The sequence below is a fragment of the Oribacterium sp. oral taxon 078 str. F0262 genome (assembly GCF_000160135.1).
Classification (GTDB): Bacteria; Bacillota; Clostridia; order Lachnospirales; family Lachnospiraceae; genus Oribacterium.
On sequence record NZ_GG729933.1, the window covers coordinates 333506 to 358781 of the forward strand.

Annotated in this window: 22 protein-coding genes; 21 read left to right on the forward strand and 1 reads right to left on the reverse strand. The window is 55.4% G+C overall.

What is annotated here, in order from left to right; all coding sequences use genetic code 11:
* Window positions 1–21: 21 nt before the first annotated feature.
* From GCWU000341_RS01495 to GCWU000341_RS01570, 16 genes are all read left to right on the forward strand, one after another.
* Window positions 22–1626, forward strand: coding sequence for an NlpC/P60 family protein (locus GCWU000341_RS01495; protein WP_036599441.1), 1605 nt, complete (start codon window positions 22–24; stop codon window positions 1624–1626).
* 119 nt (window positions 1627–1745) lie between these two features.
* Window positions 1746–3020 (forward strand): SH3 domain-containing protein, encoded by a 1275-nt coding sequence (locus GCWU000341_RS12530; protein WP_009213908.1) that lies wholly within the window; start codon window positions 1746–1748, stop codon window positions 3018–3020.
* 143 nt (window positions 3021–3163) lie between these two features.
* Window positions 3164–3853: a F0F1 ATP synthase subunit A gene (locus tag GCWU000341_RS01505; protein ID WP_040652887.1), complete on the forward strand. Its 690-nt coding sequence runs from the start codon at window positions 3164–3166 to the stop codon at window positions 3851–3853.
* 33 nt (window positions 3854–3886) lie between these two features.
* The gene (gene atpE / locus GCWU000341_RS01510) at window positions 3887–4102 is read left to right on the forward strand and encodes an ATP synthase F0 subunit C (RefSeq protein ID WP_009213910.1); all 216 of its coding nucleotides are present in this window, start codon (window positions 3887–3889) and stop codon (window positions 4100–4102) included.
* Window positions 4103–4153: 51 nt separating this feature from the next.
* The gene (gene atpF / locus GCWU000341_RS01515; RefSeq protein ID WP_009213911.1) at window positions 4154–4642 is read left to right on the forward strand and encodes a F0F1 ATP synthase subunit B; all 489 of its coding nucleotides are present in this window, start codon (window positions 4154–4156) and stop codon (window positions 4640–4642) included.
* Between the two features lie 9 nt (window positions 4643–4651).
* Window positions 4652–6709 (forward strand): F0F1 ATP synthase subunit alpha, encoded by a 2058-nt coding sequence (gene atpA, locus GCWU000341_RS01520; protein ID WP_009213912.1) that lies wholly within the window; start codon window positions 4652–4654, stop codon window positions 6707–6709.
* Complete coding sequence (atpG, locus tag GCWU000341_RS01525) at window positions 6687–7622, forward strand: ATP synthase F1 subunit gamma (RefSeq protein ID WP_040652889.1); 936 nt, start codon at window positions 6687–6689, stop codon at window positions 7620–7622. Before atpA ends, atpG begins: the two co-directional genes overlap by 23 nt.
* A 17-nt stretch (window positions 7623–7639) precedes the next feature.
* On the forward strand, window positions 7640–9031 hold the full coding sequence (atpD, locus tag GCWU000341_RS01530) for a F0F1 ATP synthase subunit beta (protein WP_009213914.1): 1392 nt from the start codon (window positions 7640–7642) through the stop codon (window positions 9029–9031).
* Entirely contained in the window at window positions 9024–9446 is a 423-nt protein-coding gene (gene atpC / locus GCWU000341_RS01535; protein WP_009213915.1) for an ATP synthase F1 subunit epsilon, read from the forward strand. Before atpD ends, atpC begins: the two co-directional genes overlap by 8 nt.
* 168 nt (window positions 9447–9614) lie before the next feature.
* Complete coding sequence (locus GCWU000341_RS01540; RefSeq protein WP_050761868.1) at window positions 9615–10304, forward strand: hypothetical protein; 690 nt, start codon at window positions 9615–9617, stop codon at window positions 10302–10304.
* Between the two features lie 359 nt (window positions 10305–10663).
* Window positions 10664–11146, forward strand: a complete 483-nt coding sequence (locus GCWU000341_RS01545; RefSeq protein WP_036598946.1) for an Lrp/AsnC family transcriptional regulator — start codon at window positions 10664–10666, stop codon at window positions 11144–11146.
* A complete protein-coding gene (locus GCWU000341_RS01550; RefSeq protein WP_009213919.1) occupies window positions 11143–12300 on the forward strand; it encodes an aminotransferase class I/II-fold pyridoxal phosphate-dependent enzyme in 1158 nt (385 codons plus the stop codon). The genes GCWU000341_RS01545 and GCWU000341_RS01550 overlap by 4 nt, the downstream gene beginning before the upstream one ends.
* A 23-nt stretch (window positions 12301–12323) precedes the next feature.
* A complete protein-coding gene (locus GCWU000341_RS01555) occupies window positions 12324–13655 on the forward strand; it encodes an alpha-amylase family glycosyl hydrolase (RefSeq protein ID WP_009213920.1) in 1332 nt (443 codons plus the stop codon).
* Window positions 13656–13721: 66 nt separating this feature from the next.
* On the forward strand, window positions 13722–15644 hold the full coding sequence (gene glgB, locus GCWU000341_RS01560) for a 1,4-alpha-glucan branching protein GlgB (protein WP_009213921.1): 1923 nt from the start codon (window positions 13722–13724) through the stop codon (window positions 15642–15644).
* A 428-nt stretch (window positions 15645–16072) separates the two neighbouring features.
* Window positions 16073–16678, forward strand: coding sequence for a PadR family transcriptional regulator (locus GCWU000341_RS01565; RefSeq protein ID WP_009213923.1), 606 nt, complete (start codon window positions 16073–16075; stop codon window positions 16676–16678).
* Window positions 16679–16713: 35 nt separating this feature from the next.
* Complete coding sequence (locus GCWU000341_RS01570) at window positions 16714–17589, forward strand: CPBP family intramembrane glutamic endopeptidase (protein WP_040652893.1); 876 nt, start codon at window positions 16714–16716, stop codon at window positions 17587–17589.
* Between the two features lie 271 nt (window positions 17590–17860).
* On the opposite strand, the gene GCWU000341_RS01575 is transcribed toward GCWU000341_RS01570, so the two are convergent.
* Window positions 17861–18898 (reverse strand): LacI family DNA-binding transcriptional regulator, encoded by a 1038-nt coding sequence (locus tag GCWU000341_RS01575; RefSeq protein WP_040652896.1) that lies wholly within the window; start codon window positions 18896–18898, stop codon window positions 17861–17863.
* 201 nt (window positions 18899–19099) lie between these two features.
* Between GCWU000341_RS01575 and GCWU000341_RS01580 the strand changes: the two genes are divergently transcribed.
* The 5 genes from GCWU000341_RS01580 (at window position 19100) to GCWU000341_RS01600 (ending at window position 25165) form a co-directional block, all read left to right on the forward strand.
* Complete coding sequence (locus GCWU000341_RS01580; protein ID WP_009213926.1) at window positions 19100–20557, forward strand: glycoside hydrolase family 32 protein; 1458 nt, start codon at window positions 19100–19102, stop codon at window positions 20555–20557.
* Between the two features lie 36 nt (window positions 20558–20593).
* Complete coding sequence (locus GCWU000341_RS01585) at window positions 20594–21910, forward strand: ABC transporter substrate-binding protein (RefSeq protein WP_242651592.1); 1317 nt, start codon at window positions 20594–20596, stop codon at window positions 21908–21910.
* A gap of 118 nt (window positions 21911–22028) precedes the next feature.
* Window positions 22029–22898, forward strand: coding sequence for a carbohydrate ABC transporter permease (locus GCWU000341_RS01590; RefSeq protein WP_009213928.1), 870 nt, complete (start codon window positions 22029–22031; stop codon window positions 22896–22898).
* Between the two features lie 9 nt (window positions 22899–22907).
* On the forward strand, window positions 22908–23747 hold the full coding sequence (locus GCWU000341_RS01595) for a carbohydrate ABC transporter permease (protein WP_009213929.1): 840 nt from the start codon (window positions 22908–22910) through the stop codon (window positions 23745–23747).
* Window positions 23744–25165, forward strand: coding sequence for a glycoside hydrolase family 32 protein (locus tag GCWU000341_RS01600; RefSeq protein WP_009213930.1), 1422 nt, complete (start codon window positions 23744–23746; stop codon window positions 25163–25165). The genes GCWU000341_RS01595 and GCWU000341_RS01600 overlap by 4 nt, the downstream gene beginning before the upstream one ends.
* The last annotated feature ends 111 nt before the right edge of the window (window positions 25166–25276 follow it).

Genomic DNA, 25276 nt, shown 5'->3' on the forward strand with positions numbered 1-25276 from the left:
CGGAAGGAGGAAGAAGAGAAGATGAGAAGAGAGATTTTATGGAGAAAGGGACTGTCCCTTTTTGCGGCGGCGCTGCTTTTTGCCGCTTCCGGCTGCGAAAGGCGGGTGGGAGAAAAAAGTGACAGCTCCGCTTCGGAGACCGATATTGTCGTGACGACGGCGGAGGAGACAGAAGCGGTCCGGGCCGTGGCCGCACTCGGGGTCAACGGCAATGTTCTTCCCTCTGTGGACGGGGTGACGATCGATCAGAACGCGGAGGAGCTCGCGCCGGTCAATCTGACCGTCGGCGTCATCAATTCCGTTGTCCGGGATCTGCAGCAGCGCCTCATGGACCTCGGTTATATGGATGTGGATGAGCCCACCACCTACTATGGGGATGCCACCTCAAAGGCCGTGCAGTATTTCCAAAGACAGGTCGGGATGCCCATGGACGGCATCACGGGTGTGAGCACCTGGGACGCTCTGATGGCGGATTCCGCCCCGCATTATGCGGCGAAGCTCGGCTTTCAGGGAAATGACATCACCAATGTCCAGTACCGCCTCTATAATCTCGGCTATCTGACGGAGGCAAGCCAGATCAACGGAAGCTTCGATGCGGTGACGGAGACCGCAGTGAAGAAGATGCAGGAGGTCAACGGCTTAAAGGTCGACGGCACGGTGGGACAGTCCACGGATGAGCTGCTCTATTCCGACAACGTAAAGGCGAATATCATTGCCCTCGGAGAGCAGAGCGACATCGTAAAGAAGTATCAGGCGCGTCTCATTGCGCTCGGCTATATGTCCGGCAGCGCGGACGGAAATTTCGGCCAGAGCACGCAGAATGCCATCCGGGCCTTTCAGTCGAGAAATGATCAGATCGTCGACGGCTACCTGGGACCGGATACCAGAGCCTCGCTCGACTCGGACAGCGCAAAGCCCTACGGCATGCGGCTGGGAGAGCAGTCGGACGAGGTCGCGAATCTTCAGAAGCTCCTCGCGAAATACGGCTACCTCCCGCAGGAGAAGGCCTCCGGCTATTTCGGGGAGCTGACGAAGCAGGCGGTCGCCGACTTCCAGTCCAGGAACGGGCTGAATGCCGACGGCATGGCAGGCGCGCAGACACTCGCGAAGCTCGGCTCCGGCAATGTGAAGTCCAAGCCGAAGGAGCAGCCGAAGAAGACGCCGGCAAGAAGCGGAAGGAGCGGGAGCGGAGGCTCACAGGGAAGAAGCGGTGCGGATTCGGTTCCCGTCCAGCAGAGCACGGGAGGGGGAGGAGCGACGGTATCCGGCTCCGCGGGGAGACTGATCTCCGTCGCCTCCTCAAAGATCGGCTGCCCCTATGTCTGGGGCTCGAAGGGGCCGAACTCCTTTGACTGCTCCGGCTTCGTCTACTGGTGCTTAAACCAGTCCGGTGTGGGGATCTCCTATATGTCCTCCGCCGGCTGGAGGAGCCCGGGCCGTTTCAAGAGGGTCTCCTACGGGGAGCTGCAGGCCGGAGATATTATCGTCGTATCAGGGCATGTCGGGATCGCGACGGGCGGAGGTGGAGTCATCGATGCCTCCTCCTCCAACGGCCGCGTCGTAAACAGAAGTCTGAACGGCTGGTGGGCGAGCCACTTTATCGCCGGCTGGAGGATTTTCTCCTGAGCTTTGTACGGCGGAGACTGCTGTACACAGAGAACCGCTCTTATCGAACATCTCCTTGCAATGCCAAAATATAAATATTATGATAGGAGGGACCAGCATAGGCAGAAGGAGGTAAACCGATGCCAACATCGAGAGAGAACAGTATCTGGGGAAATATCCGGGTGCAGCTGAATGATGCGCAGAACCTGATCTCCAGGGGAAGATATCAGGACGCGGCTGTTCTGAACAGGGAGATTCTGAAGAGTCTGGTGAGGATTCAGATCGACAAGGCTGTCCTTGTCTCCGGCGAGTTGGAGGGGGATATCGACCAGCTCTATGACAACCGTCTGATCGGTGCGAAGACCCGGGACAATTATCACAGGATCCGCTCGATCGGAGATTCCGGAGAGGGGGTGTCCCCGGAGGACGCCAATGAGTCCTTCCATTTGATTCGTGAGGAGCTTTCGGCCTATGTGGATCGGGACCAGCCCAGACGGAGCAAGGCGGACGGTGCGGCGGTTTCCGGGGGAGAAGAGCAGCCCGGAGAGGGGGCGGAGGAGCAGCCGTCGGAATCCCCATCCCTGGAGCAGCCGTTTGAGCGCCGGAGAGCCTCCGCCGTGACCGGCCGGGTGGAGATTCCGATCAGTGCGCTCCATTTCAAGGAGGCGAATCCGAGTCCGGGCTCCTCCGGCAGGAGCGGATCGGAGAGAGCGAGGGAGATGAGCCGATCCGTGTCCACGGGGCGGAACACGAGGAACACGGGGACGGGCAGACGCCTCGGGGAACGCCCGGCAAGGCCGCTTCGCAATACCCCAAGGAGGAATGCCGCGCAGAAGACGACAGGCCTCAGGACGAGCGGGCGGAATGCAGGCGGCACGGGAAAGCGGAGAGGTACGGAACGGCAGGATGTCTATGAGATTGACATCTACAACATCCTGAAGATCGCGGTTCCGATTCTCTGCCTGATCCTTCTCTTCTTCCTGATCCGCGCCTTTGTGAGCGGCGGTTCCAAGAAGAATACGCGGACTACGGCGCCGGCGGCGCAGCAAAGCTCCTCCGAGGCGGACAGCAGTGCGGCCGAGACGCAGGCCCCTGAGACGACGGCTCCGGTCACGACGGAGAGTCCGAAGCGGTATTTCGCGGCAGAGGGACTCAGGGTCCGGACGAAGCCGAGCACGGAGGGCTCCGAGATTTTGACGAGGCTCGAGGGGGGGACGGAGGTCCACTACAAGGGCGATTACGATAATGACTGGGCGATCATCGACTACAATGGACAGGACGCCTATGTCGCAAAGCGCTATCTCCGCGTGGAGGAGGCCGCCGCGATCACCAATGCGGCAGCTCTGAGCAGTGCGGAGGCGGGGACACAGGCAACGCTCCCCAACGCGCTTTCCTCTAGTACGGCCGCGGCCTGACGGGAGAAAAGAAGGAGGAGGGGACGGCCATGCTGCGGGGGCCGTTCCCTCCCTTTGTCTCGACTTTGAGAAAGTCCCTTGAATAAATATTTACAGGGTATATAATGGAATGTCTTCCGGGACAAAAAGGGGGAGGGAAAGGGATGCAAAAGCTTGCGGAGGAGCTTCTGAATGAGCTGAAGGTGAAGACCGTCTTTACGATACCCATCTTCGGAGGGATCGGAATCTCTGAGTCGGTCGTAATCAGCTGGGCCGTCATGGTGCTGCTGATCGCCGCCGCGTTTTATCTCGGTTCCAATCTGAAGGTGCGGAATCCGGGGAGGAGGCAGCTTCTCTCGGAGCTGATTGTGAGCCGGCTGGACAGCTTTACGGGGGAAATGCTGGGGGAGAAGGGAAGGGAGTACCGAAGCTATATGGCGGTCGTACTCCTCTACATCGGCCTTGCGAATCTGATCGGCATATTCGGTGTGAAGCCGCCGACCAAGGATCTGAATGTTCCGATCGCCCTCTCCCTTATGAGCATCTTCCTGGTGGAATTTGCCGGGATTCGTGCGCTCGGCGCGAAAGGCTGGCTTAAGAGCTTCACAAAGCCTGTGGCCATCGTGACGCCGATCAATATCCTGGAGCTTTTCATTCGTCCCCTCTCCCTTTGCATGCGGCTTTTCGGAAACGTGCTCGGGGCCTTTGTCATTATGGAACTGGTAAAGCTCGTGGTCCCGGTGGGACTCCCGGCGGTTCTGAGCCTTTACTTTGACATCTTTGACGGACTGATTCAGGCTTATGTCTTTGTCTTTCTGACCTCTCTCTACATCAAGGAAGAGGTCGGGGAATAAGGGGCGGATAATCTACGAAACGGAGGTAGGGTTATGGTAGCATTGGGAGCTGCAATCGCAGCATTGGCATGTATCGGAGCGGGAATCTCCATCGGACTTGCGACCGGAAAGGCGGTGGAGGCGGTGGCGAGACAGCCGGAGGCCAGCCAGAAGATCACGACGACTCTGGTGATGGGCTGTGCTCTTGCGGAGGCGACCGCCATCTATGGTCTCGTCATAGGCATCCTGATTATCTTCTTTTTAAAGTAGGAACGGCTTGCTTAAGTGATTGGCGGGAGCCGGGAGAGGGAAGGAGAAGGGATGCTCAGCGTAGAACTTACCAATATTATCTTCACAGTGATCAATCTCCTGATCCTGTATTATTTTTTGCACCGCTTTCTCTTTAAGCCGGTGCGGGAGGTGCTGGAAAAGCGCCGGGGCGAGATTGACAGCTCCTATAAGGATGCGGAGGAGGCGAAGCGGCAGGCGGAGGACCTCCGAAAACAGTACGAGACAAGCATGAACGGCGTGGAGGCAGAGCGCAGGGAGCAGCTTGAGAAGACGAAGCTCGAGGCCTCTCAGGAGTACGATGAGATCATCGGCAATGCGAGGCAGAAGGCGGAGAGAATCCTGAGCGATGCCAAGCTGGAGGCAGAGAAGGAGGCGAAGGCCAAGCAGCATGAGATGCAGGAGCAGATGGCGCTCCTCGTCGCGCAGGCGGCCTACAAGATTGCGGCCTCGAAGGATTCCAGCGAGAATGACAGTAAGCTCTATGACACCTTCCTGAAGGATACGGGCAAGGGGGATTAAGGGAGGAATATGCTTCAGAAAACGATAGAGTATGCGAAGCAGCTGAACAGGATGAAGGTTTCGCAGAGCGTCATCGAGGAGAGCAGCAGAATCTTTGAGGTACTGCCGGAGACCTCCTCCCAGCTCGCGGACCCGATGATTCCGCTGGAAAAACGCCACGAGATCATAGACAGCGTATTTCCCGCCGAGGTCAGGGATATCCTGAAGCTGCTTGTCGACGATAATTCCGTATCCTCCTGGCAGGAGATCGCGGATGAGTACCAGAAGCTCTCCAACGCGGAGGCGACGACTCTCCGGGTGAAGCTTCGCTATGTGACGAAGCCGACGGAAGAGCAGCTTCTGAAGATCAAGAAGTTCGTCACAGACCGCTATCAGATGAATCATACCCGCTTTGAGCTGGAAAAGGATGAATCCCTCGGAGGAGGCTTTATCCTGGAGGTTGGGAATGACCAGTACGACTGGAGCACCCGGGGGAGGAGAGAGCAGTTTCTCCAGGAGATCCAGAATACCCGATCCTCTCTGACAAGCGACGCGGATATCATGACGATTTTGAGGAGCTCCGTCGACAGCTTCGATCTGAAGGCCGAGAAGAAGGAGATCGGCTTTGTGGAGAGCGTCGGGGACGGAATCGTCATCCTGGACGGGCTGGATCACGCCATGTACGGAGAGGTCATCCTCTTTGACAGCGGCGTGAAGGGCATGGTACAGAATATCGAAAGAGATCGGATCGGTGTCATCCTCTTCGGGGACGAGGCGGATATCGCGGAGGGCTCCCGCGGGATAAGGACAGGGAAGCGGGCCGGGATTCCCGTGGGAGATCAGTATCTCGGAAGGGTGATCGACGCGCTCGGCGCTCCGGTAGACGGACTGGGACAGATCCCGGCGGACGGCTACCGCGCGATCGAGCAGCCAGCCCCCGGCATTATAGACCGAAAATCGGTCAGTGAGCCGCTTCAGACGGGCATCCTCGCGATTGACTCCATGTTCCCGATCGGACGGGGGCAGAGAGAGCTGATCATCGGGGACCGCCAGACCGGGAAAACCTCCATCGCGGTCGACACCATCCTGAATCAGAAGGGGAAGGACTGCATCTGCGTCTATGTCGCGATCGGGCAGAAGGAGAGCACGATCGCTTCTCTCGTTGACAATCTGAAAAAGCATGATGCGATGGACTACTGCTGCATCATGGCGGCGACGGCGGCGGATCCCGCATCGATTCAGTATATCGCGCCCTACTCGGCGACCTCTCTTTCGGAGTATTTCATGGAGAAGGGGAAGGATGTCCTGATCGTCTATGATGATCTCTCAAAGCACGCCGTGGCCTACCGCGCGCTTTCTTTGCTCCTCGGGAGGGCGCCGGGGCGGGAGGCCTATCCCGGGGATGTCTTCTACCTGCACTCCAGACTGCTGGAGAGATCCTGCCGCCTGAGCGAGGAGCACGGCGGCGGCTCCATCACGGCCCTCCCCATTATCGAGACGCTGGACGGGGATGTCTCCGCCTATATCCCGACGAATGTCATCTCCATCACGGATGGACAGATTTTCCTGGAGAGCAGTCTCTTCTTCTCCGGCCAGCGCCCCGCAGTCAATGTGGGCCTCTCCGTCTCCCGCGTCGGAGGCGCGGCGCAGGCAAAGGCCATGAAGAAGGCCTCCGGCTCTCTCCGGATCGACCTTGCGCAGTACCGGGAGATGGCGGTCTTTACCCAGTTCTCCTCGGATCTCGATGAGGGAACGAAGGAGCAGCTCGCCCAGGGGAAGATTTTGATGGAGCTTTTAAAGCAGCCGCTGGGGCATCCGATGTCCCTCTCCGAGCAGGTGATCACCCTGGTCGTCGCCTTAAATAAGCGACTGCTCTTTTTGGAGAGCGGAGAGGTAAAGGACTACCAGGCGAAGCTCCTCCGGCATTTCTCGGAGAAGTATCCGGAGATCGGAAGGAATATCGAGATCTCGGGCCTTCTTTCGGAGGACAGTGAGAAAAAGATTCTGGAGATCGAGGAGGAGTACCGAAAGCTCTATACAAAGGATGCGGGGAAGGAGGCACAGCTTGCCCACGACGCGGGAACTTAGGGACAGGATCAGCAGCATCGACAATACGATGAAAATCACCAACGCGATGTATCTGATCTCCTCTACCAAGATGCGAAAGGCCAGGGCGGAGCTTCTGTCGACGGAGCCCTACTTCTATACACTTCAGTCCATGATCGCCCGCATCATAAGGCATCTGCCGCCGGACTACAGTCATCCCTATCTCGACTTTCGGAAGAAGGTGCTCCGGGGAGAGGGGAGGACCGCGGTGCTCTGCATCACGGCGGACAAGGGCCTCGCCGGGGCCTATAATCACAATGTCCTTAAGATGGCGGAGGAGACTCTGAGCCGGCACGGAAACTCCAAGCTCTTCGTCGTCGGGGAGATGGGAAGGGTCTACTTCCACTCGAAGAATCAGGAGATCGAGGAGCAGTTCCATTATACGGCGCAGAACCCGACCCTCCACCGCGCCAGAATGATCACGATGCGGATGATGGAGCTCTTTGAGGATCGGGAGATCGATGAGCTCTATATCGTCTATACGAGGATGAAGAATTCCCTCGAGATGGAGACCTGCGTCAATCAGCTCCTCCCCCTGGACAAGCTGCATAAGGAGATCTTCACGGGGAACCCGGTGAGCGCAAACTATGAGGCCTTCAACATCTTCCCCTCCCCGGATGCGGTGATCGAAAATATCATTCCGGACTATATCAACGGTTTCATCTACAGCGCGCTCGTGGAGTCCTTCTGCTCGGAGCAGAACTCGCGCATGACCTCGATGGACGCGGCGAACCGGAATGGAAGCAGGCTGAAGCAGCAGCTTAAAACGCTCTACAACAGGGTGAGGCAGGCTAAGATCACACAGGAGATCACGGAGGTCGCCGCCGGGGCGAGGGCGCAGCAGAGGGCGAAGGCGAAGAGAAGAAGCCGGGGCGGGACGAGAGTCCGGCCCTGAGACGGGAGAGGGAAAGCATGCAGACGGGAAAAATCGTTCAGGTTATGGGACCGGTCGTGGATGTGGAGTTTGAAAAGGGCCCCCTTCCGACCATCAGAACCGCCATGGAGGTGGATAACCATGGGGTGAGGGCCGTGATGGAGACAGCGGAGCATCTCGGGGAGAATGTCGTCCGCTGCATCATGCTCTCCCCCTCCGAGGGGCTGGAGCGAGATATGCCGGTGAAGTCCCTCGGAAAGGGCATCAGCGTCCCCGTTGGGGAGAAGACACTCGGAAGGCTCTTCAATGTCCTCGGGGAGACCATCGATAAAAAGGAGGAGATCCTCGACTCGGAGAGCTGGGAGATTCACAGGAAGCCCCCTTCCTTTGTGGATCAGAGTCCGGTGCAGGAGGTCCTGGAGACCGGGATCAAGGTCATCGACCTCCTCGCGCCCTACGCAAAGGGCGGGAAGGTCGGGCTCTTCGGAGGGGCCGGCGTGGGGAAGACCGTCCTGATTCAGGAGCTCATCCGGAACGTGGCGACAGAGCACGGCGGCTACTCCATCTTTACCGGAGTGGGGGAGAGATCCCGGGAGGGAAACGATCTCTACACCGAGATGACGGCGTCCGGCGTCATCAAAAATACCGCGCTGGTCTTCGGGCAGATGAACGAATCCCCCGGTGCGAGGATGCGGGTCGCGGAGACGGGGCTCACGATGGCGGAGTATTTTCGGGATGTAGAGCACAAGGACGTGCTTCTCTTCATCGACAATATCTTCCGCTTTGTCCAGGCGGGATCGGAGGTATCCTCCCTGCTCGGCCGCATGCCCTCCGCCGTCGGCTACCAGCCGACTCTCGCAACGGAGATGGGACAGCTCCAGGAGCGGATCGCCTCCACAAGGCAGGGCTCCGTCACCTCGGTGCAGGCGGTCTATGTCCCGGCGGACGATCTGACGGATCCGGCGCCTGCGACGACCTTCGCCCATCTGGACGCGACGACGGTCCTCTCCCGGAAGATCGTGGAGCAGGGGATTTATCCGGCCGTGGACCCGCTGGAATCCTCCTCCCGGATCCTGGAGGAGGATATCGTCGGGAAGGAGCACTACGAGACCGCGCAGGCCGTACTCCGGAGCCTTCAGAAATACAGGGAGCTCCAGGATATCATCGCGATTCTCGGCATGGAGGAGCTCTCGGAGGAGGATAAGATGCTCGTCTACCGGGCGAGAAAGCTGAGAAACTTCCTCTCGCAGCCGTTCTTCGTCGGGGAGCAGTTCACCGGAGTCGCGGGGCGCTATGTGCCGCTGAAGGATACGATCCGAGGCTTTAAGGCCATTATCGACGGAGAGATGGATGACTTCCCCGAGGCCGCCTTTTTCAATGTCGGCGATATCGAGGATGTGAAGAAGAAGGCGGAGACGATCCATGGCTAAGACAGCGGAGCTTTTCAGCCTGAAGGTCATTGCGACGAATAAGGTATTTTACGACGGCAAGGCGCGCTATCTCAATGTCCGGACGCTGGATGGGGAGATCGCCTTCATGGCACATCACGCGCCGATCGTCGTGGCGGTGGAGGTCGGGACGCTGGACGTCCAAAAGGATGACGGAAGCTGGGTCCATGTCGAGGTCGGAAAGGGCATCCTCCAGTTTGCGAATAACCGCCTGACACTCCTCGTCGACACTCTGGAGCGGCCCGAGGAGATCGATGTGAGGAGGGCGGAGGAGGCGAGGCAGAGAGCGGAGGAGAGACTTAGGCAGAAGCAGAGCGTGCAGGAGTACAAGATGTCTCAGGCCGCTCTCGCAAGAGCGCTGAGCCGGCTCGAATTCTCAAAAAAGCATTATATCTGATTGCGGGCAGAATCCCGGAACGGATGTTTTTCAGGAGGGAAAATGAATATCAATCAGAAGAAGACAATCACAACGATCATTGTGGCGATACTGGTAGCGGTCATGATCATCGGGATGGTTCTCCCCGGAGTGCTCACAATATTTCGCTGAGCGGCGAAGGCGCATATCGTGACGGAGATGCGGGCGGGGCAGGAGCTTCTGCTGATCGGTATTCCGGGGCTCCTCGGAACGAGGACGCTCCTTGAGAGCCGGGAAGAGGAGCTTTGCCGCCGCTTTTCACGGCGCTATCTCCGGGAGGAGCGAAGGAAGCTGGAGAGACTTCCGCTCCTTTCCTTTCGGGAGGACAGGATCATGGCATGCGGGCTTCTTCTCCACAGGGAGGACAGAAGAGCGGTCACCCTCTATGAGAAGGATCTCATCGCGAAGGAGAACGCGGGGGAGATCTTTCCCGGGGAGCTTGGGGACCTGATCCCCGGCTATGCGAAGGATTATGGCCTCTCCGCCCTCATTTCGGTAGAGGACGGCGGTGTGCTTGACGCAATATGGAGACTATGTGAGGGCAAAAAGGGCGGGCGAAGCTTCGGCTGCCGTTTTTCCTATGGGAAAATCCCCTTTCTCTCCCTGAGCATTGAGCTTTGTGAGCTCTTTTCGCAAAATCCCTTCCGCCTCCCCTCCGGAAACTGCTGCCTCATGGCCTTGGAAAGAGGCTATGCCCTCTCCGAAAAGCTGGGGCAGTGCGGCGTCCGCTCCTCCGTGATCGGATCCCTCAGCGAGGACCGGAAGCGTCTCAGGACAGACGGCACCGCACCCTCCTTCCTCACAAAAGGGGAAGTGCCAAATCCCCTTTCGGGACGATAAAAAGACAAAAACGGAGATAAAAAGCATAAGAGGACAGAAGGCGGAAAATAGTACAAGTGCATCATAAGCGGCACAAATCGACTTGCTTAGAAGGACGAATTTCAGTACAATGATATCACAAGCGTCGAAGCCCGCTCCCGGTCCTTCACGCTTGCGGGAAGGACCGGGAGCGGGCTTCAGACGCGCAAAAGGCATGAGGACGGAGGAACCGAAAGGGGCCGAGAGTCCGAATGACTTTCGGATGTGGGAGCGCGGAGCAGCCGTGTGATATCCCAAAACAGGGCTTGCGGGAAGGACCGGGAGCGGGCTTCAGACGCGCAAAAGACGCCAATCTTAAGAATGGAATTCCGGAGGAAAGCATGAGGGAGAAAATCCTTTTACTGATAGAGAACAACGCGAAGCTGACGGCAGAGGACATCGCGGACATCCTTATGGAGGAGCCGGAAAGAGTGGCGTCGGAGCTCGAGGCCATGGAGAAGGAGCACATCATCTGCGGCTACCATACCTTGATCAACTGGGATAAGACAGAGGATGAGAGGGTGGACGCTCTCATCGAGGTGAAGGTGACGCCGCAGCGCGGCATGGGCTTTGACTCCATCGCGGAAAGGATCTATCAATACGAGGAGGTGGACGCACTCTACCTGATGAGCGGCGGCTTCGACTTCACGGTGATGATCAAGGGAAAGACCATGAAGGAGGTCGCGAATTTCGTCGCCATGAAGCTCGGGCCGATGGAATCCGTCCTCTCTACCGCGACGCATTTTGTACTGAAAAAATATAAGGATCACAGCACGATCTTGGAACGGATCCGGAAGGATGAGAGAATGAAGGTGTCTCCATGAGTGCTCCGCTGAACCATGTGCTCACAGAGATCGAGCCGAGCGGAATCCGGAAGTTTTTTGATATTGTCGCGGAGATGAAGGACGCGATCTCTCTGGGAGTCGGAGAGCCGGATTTTGACACGCCCTGGCATATCCGGGAGGAGGGGATCCACTCCCTCGAAAAGGGAAGAACCTTCTACACCTCAAACTCGGGCCTTCTGGAGCTGAAGACGGAGATTGCGGCTTATCTTAGGCGGAGCTTCTCCGTGAATTATGACCCGTCCTCTGAAGTGATGGTGACGGTCGGCGGCTCCGAGGCGATCGACCTTGCGATGCGCGCCATACTAAACCCCGGGGACGAGGTGCTGATCCCCCAGCCAAGCTATGTCTCCTATGTCCCCTGCGCGCTCATGGCAGGGGGGAGGGCGGTGCCGATCGAGCTGGAGGAGAAGGATTCCTTTCGCCTGAGCGCGGAGAAGCTCAGGGAGAAGATCACGGAGCGGACGAAGCTTCTGGTCCTCCCCTTCCCCAACAATCCGACCGGGGCCATCATGGAGGAGGAGGACTTGAGAGCGCTGCTTCCTCTCATCGAGGAGCATGATCTTTTTGTATTGACTGACGAGATATACTCGGAATTAAGCTACCGGGGGAGAAGCCGCTCCATCATCGAATTCCCGGGGATGCGGGAGCGGACGGTCTACATCAACGGCTTTTCGAAGGCCTATGCGATGACCGGCTGGAGGCTCGGCTACGCCTGCGCGCCGGAGAGGATCCTAAGTCAGATGCTGAAGCTCCATCAGTTTGCGCTCATGTGTGCCCCGACCTGCTCTCAGTATGCGGCGGTAGAGGCGCTCCGAAACGGGGATGAGGATGTCGCGAGGATGCGGCAGGCCTATGATGCGCGCCGCCGTTTTCTGGTCGCTAATCTCCGCAGGATCGGAATGGACTGCTTTGAGCCCTATGGGGCTTTCTATGTTTTTCCCTCGATTCGCCGTTTTCATATGACGAGTGAGGACTTTGCAAACCGCCTTCTCCGGGAGGAAAAGGTCGCGATCATTCCCGGCAACGCGTTCGGGGCCTGCGGGGAGGGCTATATGAGGATCTCCTACGCCTACTCCATTCAGGATCTCAAGAAGGCCCTGGAGCGGATCGAAGGCTTTGTCAGCCGCCTGTAGTTTTCTCTAATGGAGGGCCGCCTATGGCATGGTATGATTCCGCAATATTCTATCACATCTATCCGCTGGGCATGGTGGGGGCGGAGAAGCGAAATGACTCCGGAGCGATCCGCCGCCGCTTTTCCGAGCTCACGGCCTGTATCCCGTATCTCAAGGTCCTGGGATGCAACGCCGTTTACATCGGACCGATTTTCGAATCCTCCTCCCACGGATATGACAGCCGGGATTATAAAAGAATCGACCGGCGCCTCGGATCCAACGAGGACTTCTGCGGCTTTGTGGAGATGGCGCATAAGTGCGGGATCCGCGTAGTCGTGGATACCGTCTTTAACCACACGGGGAGAGAATTTTTCGCCTTTCAGGATCTCCTCTCAAAAGGGGAGGAATCCCCCTACCGGGACTGGTACAAGGGAGTGAACTTCGGGCAGCGTTCTCCGCTCGGGGACCCCTTCTCCTACTCCGCCTGGCACGGAGTCAACGAGCTTCCGGAGCTGAATTTTAACTGTGAGGAGCTCCGGAAATATCTCGTGGAGATCGTGCGCTTCTGGGTGAAGGAATTTGATATCGACGGCCTCCGCCTCGACTGCGCGGACGTCCTGGACCTTCATTTCCAGAAATCCCTTCGCTACTTCACGAATGAGATGAAGCCGGAGTTTTGGCTCATGGGAGAGGTGATCCACGGGGAGTATCAGCGCTGGGTCAATCCGGAGACCCTGCACTCCGTCACGAATTATGAGCTCCATAAGTCCCTCTACTCCGGCTTCAACACGCGGAACTTCTTTGAGCCGGCGCACAATCTGAATCGGAACATTCAGATTGCGGGGGAGCTCTATACCTTCCTCGAAAACCACGATGTGGACCGGATCGCATCGAAGCTGGACCGGCGGGAGGACCTCTACCCCTGCTATGCGGCGCTCTTTACACTGCCGGGGAAACCCTCGATCTACTACGGCGGGGAGTTCGCACTGGAGGGAAGGAAGGGGAAGGACGGTGATGATGCTCCGCTTCGCCCGAGGATCACGGAGGAGATGAAGCCGAACGAATTTACGAGCTACCTCGCAAAGCTCTCTGAGATCCACGGCAGGAACTCCGAGCTTCAGAGCGGAGCCTACCGGGAGATCCTGCTTCAAAATCGCCACTGGGCCTATGCCAGGATGGAGGGAAACGGAGCGGTGCTCATCGCGCTGAGCTGTGACGACAGCCCGGCGGAGCTGAGCCTCAAGCTTCCGCTGAAGGCGGAGCTTGCGATCGACCTCCTTTTGGAGGAGGAGCTTCCGCTTTCCGGGGACAGGCTGCAGCTTTTGGTCCCCGCGCACGGGGAGCGGATCATAAAATTAAAGGGCGCGAACGGATAGTGCCGGGGGGAAGAGGCAGTTTTAGAGCCCTTTTTCGCGGAGCCGGGAAGAGCATAGGAGGATGTGATGGAGAAGAAGAATCCTGCGAAGACAGAGGCTTTGGATCCGGTATTTCTGACGGAGCTGGACCGCTATCTCTTCGGAAATGGCAGAAATTACAGTGTCTATCGGAAGATGGGCGCGCATCCCGCGGTTCTGGACGGGAGGAAGGGGATGCATTTTGCCGTCTGGGCCCCCCATGCGAAGGCGGTCTCCCTGGTCTGTGACAGAAACGGGTGGAATGCGGAGGCAAATTATATGCTCCCGCTTGAGCAAAGCGGAATCTATGAGGGCTTTCTCCCGGATATGGGCTTTGGAGAGCTCTATAAGTACGCGATCCACACCGAGTGGGGAGAAATCCTCTATAAGGCGGACCCCTATGGCTTCTCCGCGGAGCTTCGCCCGGGCACGGCCTCCAGGACCGCGGATCTCTCGAATTTTTCGTGGGGAGACGAGAAGTGGATGCGAAAGAGAGCCGCACAGAATCTCTATGAGAGTCCCATGGCGATCTATGAGCTCCATCTAGGCTCCTGGAAGAAGGATCCGGGGAGCGAGACCGGCTTTATGAATTACCGGAAGAGCGCGGTGGAGGTCGCGGAGTACTGCCTGGACATGGGCTATACGCATGTTGAGCTCATGGGCATCGCGGAGCATCCCCTGGATGCCTCCTGGGGCTACCAGGTCACAGGTTATTTCGCGCCGACCTCCCGCTACGGAAGTCCGAAGGACTTCATGTATCTTGTGGACTACCTCCATCAGAAAAATATCGGTGTCATTCTCGACTGGGTGCCCGCCCATTTCCCAAAGGACGCGCACGGACTTTCGGACTTCGACGGCACGCCCTGCTATGAATATCCGGATCCCAGGATGGGGGAGCATCCGGACTGGGGGACAAAGATCTTCAACTATTCCAAGAACGAGGTGAAGAACTTTCTGATCGGAAATGCGCTCTACTGGTATGAAGAGTACCATATCGACGGCCTCCGTGTGGACGCGGTCGCCTCCATGCTCTATCTGGATTACGGCAGAAGAGACGGACAGTGGGTCCCGAATCGCTTCGGCGGAAACGGAAATCTCGATGCGATAGAATTTTTCAAGCACCTGAACTCCGTGATCCGCGGCCGCGGAGACGGGAGCATCATCATCGCGGAGGAATCCACAGCCTGGCCGAAGGTGACGGCCCGGCCGGAGGACGACGGCCTCGGCTTTCACTTTAAGTGGAACATGGGCTGGATGCACGATTTCCTGGACTATATGAAGCTGGACCCCTATTTCCGGAAGTTCAACCACAATAAAATGACCTTCGGCATGAGCTATGCCTCGAGCGAGAAGTTCATCCTCGTCCTCTCCCACGATGAGGTCGTACATCTGAAGTGCTCCATGATCAACAAGATGCCGGGAAGCACAGAGGACAAGTTCCGAAATCTCAAGGCGGCCTATCTCTTTATGTTCGGACATGCCGGGAAGAAGCTCCTCTTTATGGGACAGGATTTCGCGCAGTTCCATGAGTGGAATGAAAACGCGGCGCTGGACTGGTACCTCTGCGAGGAGCCGCTGAACCGGGATCTGAAGTCCTTTATGAAGGACCTCCTCCATCTCTACCGGGATCATCCCGCAATGTATGAGATCGACGACTCCTGGGATGGCTTCCAGTGGATCAATGCGGACGATGCGGACCGCTCGATCTTCAGCTTCTACAGAAAGGATAAGTCCGGAAAGCAGGGCCTTCTCTTCGTCATCAATATGACGCCGGTGGAGAGGCCGGACTACATGGTGGGTGTCCCGAGGGGCGGGAGATACACACTGATCTTTGACGAAAACGGAAAGGTGAAAGGCCTCACCGGAAAGAATATCTACCGGGCAAAAAAGGGAGAGTGCGACCACCAGCCCTGGCATATCCCCCATCCGCTTTCCGGATACGGGCTCGCGGTCTTCCGCTTTCACCCCTGAACTGCCCAAGGACCTCGCGTTTTTCGCTTTCACCACTGACTTATCCCGAAGGGCCCGCGTCTTTTGCTTTCACCACTGACTTATCCCGAAGGGCCCGCGTCTTTTGCTTTCACCACGGATTTACCTCGAGGGGCCCCGCGCTTTTTGCTTTCACCATGGATTTATCCTTGACTAAAAGGCCCGCGGATTAGAATTTCCGCGGGCCCGGGATATCAAAGCGGGAGGATAGACCGCGCATTTTTCCGTGTGATCTCACGCTTTCCTTCGATCCTTCCAGTCGAAGCTGTCGGAATTTCCGACAGCTTCGATTTTTTATCCGCTTCTTTCTATCTGAGCTGCCGGACGCTCTGCCTGAAATCTATTTTAAAAACACTCTTGAACATACCTAAAAGGTATGATACTATAAGGTATAAAATGAAGGAGGAGTTATGGATAAAATAATTTTGGGAATTTTGATGCTGCACAGAATGACAGCGTATGAAATGAAAAACGTCATCAAAAATAGTTTTAAATCAATGTGCAGTGACAGCCTCGGAAGTATACAAGCGGCACTGAAAAGGCTGTTTGAAAGGGAGATGGTTACTTTTGAAGAAGTGGTGGAAAACGGAGTCAATAAGAAGAGGTACGCAATTACTGAAGCAGGACAGAAAGAATTGCTCGAATGGCTGAAGATTCCGATAGATACTTCAAAGACAAGAAATGCAGATCTGGCTAAACTTCTCTTTATGGGTTATGTATCAAAAAAGGAACGGGAAATTTTGATTGATAAGATCATTCTTTCTTTGGAAGAAGAGTATAGGTCGCTGCTGCAATTAAGAGAATCCATAGATATCCACGGGGAACAATCGCAGCTTGAAGAAGATCTGAATCGGGATAAGCAGTATCGGGAAAGAATGAACTCCCTTTACAACAAAAGCAAGCTGTCCAACAAGATAAAAGAAATCAGCAAATTTACATTGGCAACGTTGGATTACGGTATTGATACTACGGAATTTAATATAGAGTGGTTCAAAAGGCTCAGGAAAAAGTTGTAGTACGGAATATTATCAAGCCGAAAAAGGAGATCAAGATGAATGATGTAAAACAAATCAGGCGCAATATACTTATCTTTGCGATTTTTTGCGGCATCTGCGGATGGATAGCCTATCTCATAGATTTGGCAACGAATCAGGCTCATTATGAAAATATCGGAACGGATATAGGAGGAGACGGATCCTTAGGGCTTGTCCTATGGCTTATATCTCCAATGATTTGTACTATAATTCTTCGTACTTTCGGAGGAGACGGCTGGAGAAATGCCGGATTTGCCCCTAACTTAAAAAACAATAAAATGATGTACCTCATCAGTTTTTTGATATATCCTACGGTAACTTTTATCGCTGTCATGCTTGGGAAAATGACAGGCGGTATCCGGCTTTCGGATACGAATATAACTATTAAAGCCTATATAGGAATTTTACTTGTCCAAATTGCGACTCAATTTATAAAAAATATTTTTGAAGAATCCGTTTGGAGAGCATATCTTACCAATCAGCTGTTAAAGCTGAAACTGCCCGATTTTAAAATTTATCTGCTTGTAGGTTTTATATGGTGGTTCTGGCACCTGCCTTATATCATGGTATTTTTGTCGGAAAGTGAAATTTATGATGTTTTACCTGTTGGACGGCTGACATTTTTTCTGATAGGTTTTATCGTGACTGCATGTTGGAGTGTAATGTATACCGAAATTTTCAGAATGACCAAAAGCTTATGGCCTTTAGTCATTGCACACACTATGGAAGATGCGGTGATAAATCCGCTGCTTTTGATGAAAATCGTGTCTGTAGAAAAAAGTCAGGCAATTTTCTTTTCCCTGTCTGTAGGGATAGTTCCCACGATCCTTTACCTGATAGTGGGATTGACTATTCGAAGATGGAGAAAAAGCAGGAACAAGGTCGGAGAGTGATGATTCTTGTGCGGCGGAGCCGCCGGTCCGGAAGCTTGAGAGCCACTTCGCTGTTTTGTGCGGCGGTACCGCTTGGGCATCTCTGTCCAAGCGGTACCGCCAATTCATAGCTGTAATTACCGAGCCTTAGATGGATCCGGCCTGTGTTTGGAGCTACTGCGCTTGTTCTTTCTTTATGTGGGATATCTTTAAAGCCGGATTATGCCGGAGCCAGACAGATCGAATACTCGACATCCCGGACAGATATCTTTTGATCCTCCGGGACTTTTGACTATGCCGTATCCTGGCGCAGGAGCTGCCGGACGCTCTGCCTTCTGAGGATCTGGTAGGGAAGCTGAAAGGCGCCTCCCTTGAAATCGGGATTTGCGATATGCTCCAGCAAAAGCCTCGCCGCCTTGACGCCGGTGTCCGAGTCGGCGTGGCGGATGGTGCTCAGCGAGGGGCGGATCGCACTTGCGAGATTGGTATCATCGACACCCGTGACGGAGACCTGCCCGGGAACCGAGATATCATTGTCGTAGAGGAATCCGATCGCGCCGATCGCCATATTATCGCAGGCGGATATCACGGCGCTCGGGATCAGGGCGGACTGTTCGTAGATCTGATGCATGCCCCTGTAGCCGGAGCGGATGCTGAAGTCCTCCTGAAAGCAGATCATGTCCTGATGGATCGAGAGATTACAGTCCCGCATCCCCTTCATAAAGCCGTCATAGCGCTTCTTCCCGGCCGAGAGATCGTGGAGCGGCCCTCCGATAAAGGCGATTCTCCGATGCCCCATCTCATAGAGGAAGCGCACCATATCGCACATAGCCTGCTTGTTGTCGATATTTACAGAGCTCGACGGGGTCCTCAGGGCAAAGTCTGGGATATCCTGACAGACGTAGATGACAGGCTTTTGGTTTTTGTGGATCCACATCAGCTGCTCCTCCGGGATATGGACGTTGGCCATGATGACGCCGTCCACCTGCTTGTCCTTCAGGACATTCAGAAAATGGATCTCTTTTTCCATCTCGCCGTTGGTCTCGCAGATGATAATGTTGTAGCCCAGGGGAGAGACAATGCTGTTGATCCCCTGAAGGATTCTCCCGAAGACATTGTTCGAGATGTCGGGGAAGAGCGCGCCGATCAGTTTTACGGATTTTCGGGCGGCCTTCTTCGCGGATGCGTTCGGGAGATATCCGAGCTCCCGGATCTCTTTCAGAACTTTCCTTCTGGTCTCCTCCGAGACCGCATCGCTTTGATTCATCACTCTGGACACGGTCGATATCGACACGTTCGCGGCCTTCGCCACTTCATGGATCGTTATCATAGCTTCCCTTTCTGATTTTTGATTATGAAAACAAATCGACACAAAGAAGATAACTATGAAAATGATAAGATATTTCCGGTGAAAATGCAAGAAAACAATCACTTGCACAATCAAGGATTGAAAACATTGTTGTTTCTGCGGATATCAGGGCAGAGGGAAAGATGCTAGGATGGCGGTATAAGGAAAGAAGGAGTACCGCTCATGAAGGAAATCTTTTACAGACCGGAAAACGGCTGGGTCGGAGATACGATCCCGTTTTCGCACGACGGAAAATTCTATATTTTCTATCTCCACGATGAGAGAAAGGGAAATACGGAGGATGAGTATGGCTACCGCACGAGCTGGAATCTTCTGATTACGGAGGATGGGGTCGAGATCGAGGACTGCGGAGCCGTGCTTCCGGTCGGGGAATATGAGGATGCCGACTACGCCTGCTACACCGGCTCTGTCCTTTCCGACAGGGAAGGAAGATTCCATATTTTTTATACGGCGCAGAATAATTACAATCCCAAATATTTCAGGGACGGGCGTCCGATGCAGTATATCATGCATGCCGTGAGCAGGGATCTGATTCACTGGGAGAAGGACAGGGACTTCCTGCTCAGTGCGGATGAGTCAATCTATGAGCCCTATGACTGGCGGGATCCCTATGTCTTTTATGAGGAGAAGGAGAAGTGCTACTACATGCTTCTTGCGGCCAGGCTTCGGGGGGCGAGCGAACAGAGCGGAGGCTGCGTCGGGCTCTGCCGCTCCTTTGATCTCCTCCACTGGGAGGCGCAGCAGCCCTTCTATCAACCGGATTCCTATATGACGCACGAATGCCCCGATCTCTTTCGCATGGGCGGGAAGTATTATCTTCTGTATTCTACCTTCTCGGAAAAGTTCGTGACACATTACCGGGTCTCGGACTCCCTTCACGGACCGTGGAGGGCGCCGATCGAGGACAGCCTGGACGGGAGGGCCTTTTACGCGGCGAAGACGGCGGAGCGAAACGGAGAGAGATGGGCCTTTGCCTGGATCCCGACAAGACGGGGGGAGACGGACTTCGGACAATATGAGTGGGGAGGCTCCCTGCATATGCATCGGCTCTCGCAAAAGGAGGGTAAGAGGCTCACTGTGCAGCCCCCGGAGGCTCTCACTGCCCTTTTCCAAAAGGATATCACTCCGGAGGATGCGCTTAGGGAAAGGATAGAGGCAGAGAACTGGGAGGGAAAAAGCCGCATCAGCTTCGACGGCATGCCGGAGAGCTGCATGATAGAGGCGGATCTCTCATTTTCTGAGGGAAGCAGAGTTTTCGGACTTTCGCTTCGTCAGGATACCGCTCTCTCCGAGGGATATTATTTCCGCTTTGAGCCATTCTACAACCGGGTGGTCATGGACCGCTGGCCGCGGAGGGAGAAGGGGGTCAATCAGTGGTATATCGACGGAGACAAGCCCTTTCTGATTGAGCTGGAGCGGCCGCTGGACTATCGAAAGCTCCCGGATCGGCGGCTTCATATCCGGCTGATCTCCGATAAAAGCATACTCTGCCTTTATGTCAATGACGAGCTGGCGCTCAGCGCGAGGGCCTATTCCGGGAAGGGGACGCACTGGGGATTTTTTGTACAGGACGGAGCCGTCAGTATGGAGCATATCCGCATCTATGCGAGAAGCGAATAATCATTTATGAATTATTTATTTATGATAGGAGGTTTTATGTTTTCCAGGCGAATGAGATGCATCGGAGGCCTTGTCCTCACATCGGCAGTACTTCTCACAGGCTGCAGCGGAGGGGGAAAAGCGGCATCGACGGAGGAGGCGGGAAGCTCCTCTGAGAAGGCCGAGAGGGAGATCCATTACTTTTCCTCCAGGTCCTCCTCGGACGATACCCTGCTCTCCCTTCAGGAGGTCACGGACAGCTACAACAAAGAAGGAGGAAAGATCAAGCTCATCATCGACAGCAATGCGGACCGGTCCTCCTACGACCAGAAGCTCCGCACGATGATCGCGGGGCAGCAGATGCCGGATATGTTTGATCTGGACGCCTCCCCCTATGCCGTAGAGCTTGGGAATCAGGGGATGCTGACGGATATGGATCAGTTTCTGGATGAGATCGGGGAGAAGGACAGCTATATCCCGCTCGCCCTGAATTACGGCAGGACCTCCGACGGAAAGCTCTATACCCTGCCCCTGGAGTTCTCCACGGAGATGATCTGGTACAATACGGAGATCTTTTCGGATGCGGGGATTTCGGAGGCTCCAAAGACATTGGACGAGCTCCTCGCGGACTGCAAAATCCTGAAGGAGAAGGGCTATACCCCCTTCGGAATCGGGGGAGGGGACGGATGGCCGCTTTTAAGGCTTCTCGCCACCTATCCCTTCCGCCTAAGCGGCAATGACTTTTTGAACCGGCTCGCATCCGGAGAGGCGAAGATGGAGGAGGAGCCGGGAGTGAAGGCCAGTGAGTTCATGGCGGAGATCGGTCAGTACTTTCAGCCGGGCTTTTCGACGACGGATGTCGCCACCGGATTAAATCTTTTCCTGAGCGGAAAGGTCGCGATGTATCCGACCGGCACCTGGGAGCTCAATTATTTCACGGACGAGAAGCGCCCGGAAAAGCTGAAGCTCGGGTATTTCTATATGCCCTCCTGCGAGGGAGCCGTGACAAAGCCGAATGAGTACTGGGCCTTCGGCGGGATCGGCCTCGCGGTCAATCCGAAGTCCTTCGACAAGGAGTACAAGGACTATCTGAGCTATATCGTGAAAAACTACAGTAAGGTCTACTTTTCTCACCAGCACATGACGCCGCAGAAGGTCGAGACAGGGGACAGCAGCAAGTTTGACCCGCTCTTTGTAAAGGTCATGGAGGATGCGTCGAAGATCGGCGAGACAGCGGCCCGTCCCTGGGATGTCGTACTGAAGGAGGACGTGGTCTCCGTCATAAACGATAACCTTCCCGGGCTTTGCATGGGAGAGGAGACGCCGGAGGATTTCCGGAAGGCGGTCGACGAGGCGCTGGAGAATAATCGCTGATTCTCCGGGGAGAGGCTCTTCCCCTTCGAGGTTTTTATCGAGGCTTTTATCGGAGCTTTTACCGCAGCCTTTCGCGGCCTGCATCGGGGAATGCAGGCCGCACGGTATAGGAGTGTTTATGAAAGTTTTGCGTGATAAAAAGGCGATTGCGCTTTTCCTGTCTCCGGCGCTGCTCGTCTATTCCGTCCTTGTCATGATTCCGATCGCACTCACGTTCTACTACAGCGTGCTGGACTGGGATGGGCTTGGGGAAAAAAGATGGATAGGCCTCGGGAACTTCGCGAAGCTGATGCGCGATGCGGTCTTTGTGAGGGCCCTTAGCAATAACCTGGTCTATATCCTGATCGTGATGCTCATGCAGCTTGGCATCGGCTTTCTGATCGCCCTGCTTCTCACCTATCTGAAGAAGGGAAGGGGCTTTATCCAGACAGTCTACTATATTCCGTCTGTCATCACCGTGATCGCCGTCGCGCAGCTCTTTACCAGCTTTTATTCCTATGAGCCGATCGGGCTTTTCAACATCTTCCGGAAGCTCTTCGGTCTCGCTCCGATCGCGTTTCTGAGTGAATACAGGACGGTGCTTCCGGCGGTGGCCTCCGTGGAGGGCTGGCAGTACATCGGGATCTATATGCTGATTTTCTACTCGGCGCTCGTTTCCGTCTCTCCGGATATCATCGAGGCGGCCCGCATCGATGGGGCGAGTGAGACACAGCTTCTCTTTAAGGTGAGGATCCCCTCCATCACAAATGTCATTCTGCTCTCCGGGATCCTGAGTCTCGTCGGAGCGCTCCGCGGCTTCGCGGCGCCCATGAATATGACAAAGGGGGGACCCAATCACAGGTCGGAGATTCTTGCGACCTATATGTACAAGAAGGCCTTTACGAGCCGGGACTACGGATACGGGAGTGCGCTCGCGGTCGTGATCGTCATACTGAGTATCGTAGCGGTCCTTTTGATCAGCCGCTATATGGAACGAGAAGAGATATAGGGGGAGAGGATGCGGTATTATCTCATTAAGAGGACGAAAAGAGTGCTCTACTGGTCGCTGATGGCTGCCTTCTTGCTGATTCAGGCCTACCCGATCCTGTGGCTGCTGCTCGCAGCATTCCGGCCGAATATCGAGCTCCTGAGCGCTCCCTTTGCGCTCCCAAGGAGCCTGACCCTGGAAAACTTTGTGACGATATTTACGAAAAGCCATATTCTTACGTATATCAAAAACAGCGCCATCATCTCTTTCTTCTCTCTGAGCTTCATCGTGCTCTTCAGCTCGATGGCGGCCTTTGCCATAGCGAAGATGAAGTTTCAGGGAAACAGGGCTCTGTACCGCTACTTTCTGATCGGTCTGACCATTCCCTATTCGGTGACGCTGATCCCCCTCTTTACCATGTTCGCAAAAATCGGACTGATCGATACCAGAATCAGTGTGATTCTCCCGCTCCTCGCCTTCCAGCTCCCGGTCTCCATCATGCTCTTTGTGAACTTTTACCGCTTCATACCGGATGAGATCATAGAGGCGGCGGTGATCGACGGCTGCGGTATCTTCGGAATTTACGGAAGGATCATGATTCCGCTTTCCCTGAATACCATTCTGACGGTTCTCGCCATGAATTTCATCACCGTCTGGAATGACTATACCTTCAGCCTCGTTTTCATCAACAGCGCCGAGCTGAAGACGATCTCCATCGGCCTCCAGGATTTTATCGGACCGCGGGGATTAAAGGACTGGGGCGCCACCTACGCGGCGATCGCCCTTTCCATCCTGCCGACGCTTCTCATCTATTTCTCCTTAAACAGCAGGATGACGGCGGGCATGACGCTGGGGGCGGTGAAATCATGACGGGAAGGGCAGATATTATCCGGCCGAAGTGGCATTTCGCCCTGAAAAAGGGATGGCTCAATGACCCCAATGGGCTCGTTTGGTTCAAGGGAGAGTATCATCTCTACTTCCAATGCAATCCCTACGGAAATGAATGGGCGATGATGCACTGGGGGCATGCGAGGAGCAAGGATCTGATCCACTGGGAGGAGTGCGGAGCAGCGTTGCTCCCGGAAAAGGAGTATGAGCTCTGGCAAAGAGGCGGCTGCTTTTCCGGATCGCTCATCGTATATAAGGATCGCCTCTATGCCTTCTATACGGCGGTGAGTTCGAGGGACGGAGAGAGCTTCCAAACGCAGTGCATGGCGTACTCGGATGACGGCTGTCACTTTGAGAGGGCGGCGGAGAATCCCCTGATCGGACGCTGTCCCTGCCCGGACAGTCATGATTTCCGAGATCCCAAGGTGATTTACCACAACGGGCGCTGGCAGATGCTCTGCGGAGGATCGAGCGGCGACGCGGAGGATCGGAGAAGCCATGGCAGGATCTACCTCTTTCATTCCGAGGATCTCCTTCACTGGGACTATGACGGCATCCTCTACGAAGCGAAGGACGGGGAGGGGAGCATGTTTGAGTGCCCCGATATTTTTCCGCTCGGAGATCACTGGGTCATCACGGCATCGCCGATGAATCGGACGGACTTTCAGAGTACGATCTATATGATGGGGATGATCAATTTCAAAAACTGCATCTTCTATGTGGAGAGCTCCGGGACCCTGGATTTCGGCCCTCATTACTATGCTTCGCAGGTCTATAGGGACAGGTACGGCCGTCTCATCTCCATGGCCTGGCTCGGAGGCTGGGAGTGGATGCCGTGGATCCGAGACCACGGCCCGTCCGAGGAAGACGGCTACCGGGGCGTGCTCTCCTACCCCCGCCTTCTGTCGGAAGCGCGGGATGGGGCGCTGAAAATGAGGCCGTATTCCGATATAGACGATGCCGCCCGGGAGGAAGGGGAGCTGATCCGGAAGATAGCGAGAGGGACATCGGCGGAGCTCTTTCGGGGGAAGGAGCCTGTCCGGATTCGGGGAAGCATAGAGAGAAGCATGGGCACGAATCTCATTCAATTCCGCTTCATGGACGAGGACTCCCACTGCATCCGCGTCTGCCTGGATTTTCTCTTTGGCAGCATCAGCACCGACTTCACGGAGGCGGATCCCTGGATCAGAAACGGCAGAAAGCTCTATAAGGCAGAGATCGGAGGGGAGAATGAGATCCCCTTTGAGCTGATCAGGGACGGGAATGTCTTGGAGCTCTTCCTCTTTGATGGAAGATATGCCGTCTCCTCCATGATCTATCCGAGCGGGGGGAAATTCAGGCTGCTGATCGGAAATAAGGGAGCCGGGATCAAGCTGAGATACAGCATTTCCGGAAGCTGATGCGGAAATCAGCGTTTCACTCCAGCATCAGTAATTGATCTCCAAACAATGTTGACATTAAATACAACTTTCCCAATCAATGAGACTATACATCCCCAAGGGGGCATGTAG

Excerpts from the sequence above, each read along its gene's own strand:
- GCWU000341_RS01505 (WP_040652887.1), top strand. The coding sequence starts at position 3,164 with ATGCAAAAGCTTGCGGAGGAGCTTCTGAATGAGCTGAAGGTGAAGACC.
- GCWU000341_RS01550 (WP_009213919.1), top strand. The coding sequence starts at position 11,143 with ATGAGTGCTCCGCTGAACCATGTGCTCACAGAGATCGAGCCGAGCGGA.
- GCWU000341_RS01595 (WP_009213929.1), top strand. The coding sequence starts at position 22,908 with ATGCGGTATTATCTCATTAAGAGGACGAAAAGAGTGCTCTACTGGTCG.
- atpF (WP_009213911.1), top strand. The coding sequence starts at position 4,154 with ATGCTCAGCGTAGAACTTACCAATATTATCTTCACAGTGATCAATCTC.
- GCWU000341_RS01590 (WP_009213928.1), top strand. The coding sequence starts at position 22,029 with ATGAAAGTTTTGCGTGATAAAAAGGCGATTGCGCTTTTCCTGTCTCCG.
- glgB (WP_009213921.1), top strand. The coding sequence starts at position 13,722 with ATGGAGAAGAAGAATCCTGCGAAGACAGAGGCTTTGGATCCGGTATTT.
- GCWU000341_RS01555 (WP_009213920.1), top strand. The coding sequence starts at position 12,324 with ATGGCATGGTATGATTCCGCAATATTCTATCACATCTATCCGCTGGGC.
- GCWU000341_RS01600 (WP_009213930.1), top strand. The coding sequence starts at position 23,744 with ATGACGGGAAGGGCAGATATTATCCGGCCGAAGTGGCATTTCGCCCTG.
- GCWU000341_RS01565 (WP_009213923.1), top strand. The coding sequence starts at position 16,073 with ATGGATAAAATAATTTTGGGAATTTTGATGCTGCACAGAATGACAGCG.
- GCWU000341_RS01575 (WP_040652896.1), bottom strand. The coding sequence starts at position 18,898 with ATGATAACGATCCATGAAGTGGCGAAGGCCGCGAACGTGTCGATATCG.
- atpA (WP_009213912.1), top strand. The coding sequence starts at position 4,652 with ATGCTTCAGAAAACGATAGAGTATGCGAAGCAGCTGAACAGGATGAAG.
- GCWU000341_RS01570 (WP_040652893.1), top strand. The coding sequence starts at position 16,714 with ATGAATGATGTAAAACAAATCAGGCGCAATATACTTATCTTTGCGATT.
- GCWU000341_RS01495 (WP_036599441.1), top strand. The coding sequence starts at position 22 with ATGAGAAGAGAGATTTTATGGAGAAAGGGACTGTCCCTTTTTGCGGCG.
- GCWU000341_RS12530 (WP_009213908.1), top strand. The coding sequence starts at position 1,746 with ATGCCAACATCGAGAGAGAACAGTATCTGGGGAAATATCCGGGTGCAG.
- atpD (WP_009213914.1), top strand. The coding sequence starts at position 7,640 with ATGCAGACGGGAAAAATCGTTCAGGTTATGGGACCGGTCGTGGATGTG.
- atpE (WP_009213910.1), top strand. The coding sequence starts at position 3,887 with ATGGTAGCATTGGGAGCTGCAATCGCAGCATTGGCATGTATCGGAGCG.
- GCWU000341_RS01545 (WP_036598946.1), top strand. The coding sequence starts at position 10,664 with ATGAGGGAGAAAATCCTTTTACTGATAGAGAACAACGCGAAGCTGACG.
- GCWU000341_RS01585 (WP_242651592.1), top strand. The coding sequence starts at position 20,594 with ATGTTTTCCAGGCGAATGAGATGCATCGGAGGCCTTGTCCTCACATCG.
- atpC (WP_009213915.1), top strand. The coding sequence starts at position 9,024 with ATGGCTAAGACAGCGGAGCTTTTCAGCCTGAAGGTCATTGCGACGAAT.
- GCWU000341_RS01580 (WP_009213926.1), top strand. The coding sequence starts at position 19,100 with ATGAAGGAAATCTTTTACAGACCGGAAAACGGCTGGGTCGGAGATACG.